This is a genomic window from Xanthomonas albilineans (assembly GCF_002939705.1).
Taxonomy (GTDB): domain Bacteria; phylum Pseudomonadota; class Gammaproteobacteria; order Xanthomonadales; family Xanthomonadaceae; genus Xanthomonas_A; species Xanthomonas_A albilineans.
Genome location: NZ_MDCB01000046.1, coordinates 1 through 3,221, shown reverse-complemented (window position 1 = coordinate 3,221; position 3,221 = coordinate 1). Strand labels below are relative to the sequence as shown.

Here is a 3,221-nt window from a genome sequence, read left to right as displayed (position 1 = left end):
GTCCGCGTCATCCGCACATTGGAGCGCATCGCGGCATGGCGCGGTTATCCGAACATGCTTCCACAGGTACTACGGGCCGGAATTTGTCGCCCTGGCCTTGGCGGAGTGGGCCGAGCGCCAGGGCATCGCCTTGGACTTCATCGAGCCGGGCCGTCCGATGCAAAACGGCTTCATCGAACGCTTCAACGGCAGCTACCGGCGTGGTGTCCTGGACATGCATATCTTCCGCACACTCAGCGAGGTCCGCGAACAGACCGAACACTGGTTGGCCGACTACAACCAACAGATCCCGCACGACAGCGTGGGCGGGCTAACACCCACCGAGTTCCGTGATCAACATCAACCCCAGACCTCTAATTTTAGCTGTCACTAAATTGCGAGGAGTCGACAACCCCATCGGTGCTGGCGTTGCGCACCTGCGCGCCCTGCAAGGTCACGTCGCCGCCGCCCACCACCGACAGGATGCCGCTGCCGTTGCTGCCGGTAACGTATAGCCCGGCCACGCGCGCGATCTGCGTGGTCGCGTACTGATGCGCGCCGCCGCCTTGCAGCGTCTCCACGGTGGAGGCCACGTCGATGTTGCCTGCCGCCCGGACACTCAACGCATCCACCGCGCTCACGCTGGCGCCATGGATGTCAATGTCGCTGGCCGAGCTCAACGCCACTTGGTTGCCGCTGATGCTGCCGCCCAGGTGCTCGATCCGACCCGCCTCCAAGGACACCAGTTGACCACCGGCGATGGTGCCCGTGTTGGTCAGCGTGCCGCTCACATGTGCATCGACATTGGCACCGGCCAGCAGCGCCCCACCGCTATCCAGATCGCCCGGATGCAAGCGCAGGTACACCTGCGGCACCAGCGCGGTGGTGGTGCGTCCATGATCCTCATCAATTGACATTGAGCGCAACCGACTGCAATCTCTTCGACAAGGAGCTTCGAAACTCCTCACAGAGCGGTACCCACCTCCGTCAAACTGGTGGGTTTTTTGTGCCTGTTCGCAGGTGCAAGCCGACGCAATGCCTGCGTCGGGAGGGCGGCTAATACAACACCCTTCGGGGAAATACGCCCGCCGGCTCTGTGCGGTTTCGAACCTCCCGACATCCCGTCGCCGTTGGCGGCGGTTCTCGCACACCGAGGAGGCTTTTGCCATGCGTCAACCGTCATCCCGCCGCAGCACAAAAAATCGTTCGCCAAGCCAAGCGACGCCATTCACGGACCTGCAATGGACATTTGTGGAACCAACGCCCAGCCCCATGATGACGCGCGAGCAGGCGGAGGCCCTGAATGCTGCCGAGCTTGCACGCAAACAACGTCCACCGCGACGCGTGCGACCGACGCAACAGTGCACCATGGGGTATGGCTACTATCCCGACAGCCAACAGCCCATACCCGCCCTGCGCCTGCGTGGCCGATGGCTGGAACAGTTGGGTTTCGCCATCGGTTCCAAGCTACGCATCACTGTGCGGGATCGTGAGTTGGTGATTACGGTGGCTGGTGAGGAGTGCATGCCAGCTGATGGGTCTTGAGGAGCGAGATTACACAGTTCAATTGACATACCCTGTCCTTGAGGACCAGGGTTACACAGTTGGCTTGACAGACCACAGTTGACAGGCCATTTGGTCTAGGAAAAAATCAAGAACAAAAAAGTTGGAGTTAATCCAAAGATAATGAAATTAACGAGGTAAAAATTGTACCCTAATTTTTTTGAATTTCCATTAATCGCAAAAAAAATTATGTTGCCTGCGATAAAAACAAGGCCGGACATAATCCACAAAAACATTAAATTAAAACTAAATACCCCCCATTTAAAATACCTTTCCACTATTATTCCGACAGAACAAAGATGGCCAATGCACCCTATTCCATAAGAGAAAATCAAAAATTTAGAAAATATTTTTATTTTTTCAAACAGCATTGAAAATGGAATAACAAGCACGGCCATGATTGCAGACGCCATCATTATAATATAAAAAATTACCAACCACCCAGCTCCGCCGATCAACATTTCAAGGCCTCATGTATAATTTTATTTTCCATTGGATGAATTTACCCCTCCAGAGCAACCATCCCCATAACCCATATTTCTGCACCCAGTATTAATACGATCCTCCGGCTTCAATAAATGATCTACCCCACCAAAGAATTCCATTATCGGAACGGTTCCACCCCTCATTTTATTTACATATATTTCATGGATGCGCTGAAGCACTGGATCTCTCTGCTCGCTAGCTAGCTGCATGATACTCCAATCTTTCACATCTATTTTCCCTTGTCCAAAATAGATTTTACTGAAATTATCATACCCATTAGACATAATCTCATTACCCGCTGCCGATCTCCACGCACTCATGACATCACCAGCGCCCCAGCGCTTATTCCAACCTGCCAGAAAATCAAACCCCGGACCACTCAAATTTCCGCGAGATTGACTTTCCGCCTCAGCAAACCATACTGCCCCCGTCTGCCTCGCCATCGCCCCGAAGAAATCCGCACGCGGAATAATATCGTTGATTGCCGCATAGACTTGGCGATCACCGAAGACTAGATCCAAGGTACTCTTGCGAGAATTTTTAATATCACCATCCATCTGCGTCAATGGAGCACGGTAAGGCGCACCAGTTAAAAAAGAAGCATAACTTTTCCAAGACTGATCCCCCACGTAACTGAGCGCCTCGCGCACACCCTGCTGGCAGGCGCTTCCCGAAGGGTCTTGGGAACATGCCTGCTGTAGCGCGAGGTCGTTGCTTTTCGAGAGGGCAACGTACTTCTGCACTACCTCGTCGCATCCCCCGGTTATTGAGCACGATGCTAACTCACTTTGCAGCTGAGTAATTTGCTGGTGGTTCAAATAATTATTCGCCACCTCATTCCCTGCCGTCGCCGCGCCCGATGCACCACCGGCCACAGCACCCGCCGTCGTCGATGCCAGACCCGTCAACGCATCGGCCAATGGCCCGGTCACGCCGGCATTGCGTAGCGCCTCGGCCACCGCCGGGGCCGTCACCGTGCCCGCCGCCGCGCCTGCGGCGCCGCCCACTCCACCGGTCAATCCCCCCACCGCCGTATGCGCCAGCACACGCAGCGTGCCATTGGCACCCCACTGGCTGTCCAGTTGGTCGGCCTGCGCGATTAATTGCGCTTTCTGATCCGGGTCGGTGGTGTTAGCAGCTTGCAGTCGCATGGCCGCCGCTTCGTTCGTCTTGTGCTCGGCGTAATCCCCAAT

General features: G+C 55.3%; 3 protein-coding genes and 2 pseudogenes. 2 read left to right on the top strand and 3 right to left on the bottom strand.

The genetic code is table 11. The annotated features are described in order from the left end of the window. Nucleotides 1-373 (top strand): annotated as a pseudogene (locus XalbCFBP2523_RS15555) (integrase core domain-containing protein); the annotation flags it as partial. Between the two features lie 16 nt (nt 374-389). Here XalbCFBP2523_RS15555 and XalbCFBP2523_RS17290 read toward each other — a convergent pair. Further along, nucleotides 390-875: pseudogene (locus XalbCFBP2523_RS17290) on the bottom strand (hypothetical protein); the annotation flags it as partial. Nucleotides 876-1,251: 376 nt separating this feature from the next. Between XalbCFBP2523_RS17290 and XalbCFBP2523_RS15540 the strand changes: the two are divergent. Further along, a complete protein-coding gene (locus tag XalbCFBP2523_RS15540; RefSeq protein WP_045766510.1) occupies nt 1,252-1,524 on the top strand; it encodes a SymE family type I addiction module toxin in 273 nt (90 codons plus the stop codon). Between the two features lie 95 nt (nt 1,525-1,619). On the opposite strand, the gene XalbCFBP2523_RS15535 is transcribed toward XalbCFBP2523_RS15540, so the two are convergent. Beyond that, nucleotides 1,620-2,003, bottom strand: coding sequence for a hypothetical protein (locus tag XalbCFBP2523_RS15535; protein WP_045766511.1), 384 nt, complete (start codon nt 2,001-2,003; stop codon nt 1,620-1,622). A 21-nt stretch (nt 2,004-2,024) separates the two neighbouring features. Further along, nucleotides 2,025-3,221: DUF6862 domain-containing protein (locus XalbCFBP2523_RS16670; RefSeq protein ID WP_343251080.1), on the bottom strand; the 1,197-nt coding region annotated here is incomplete at its 5' end.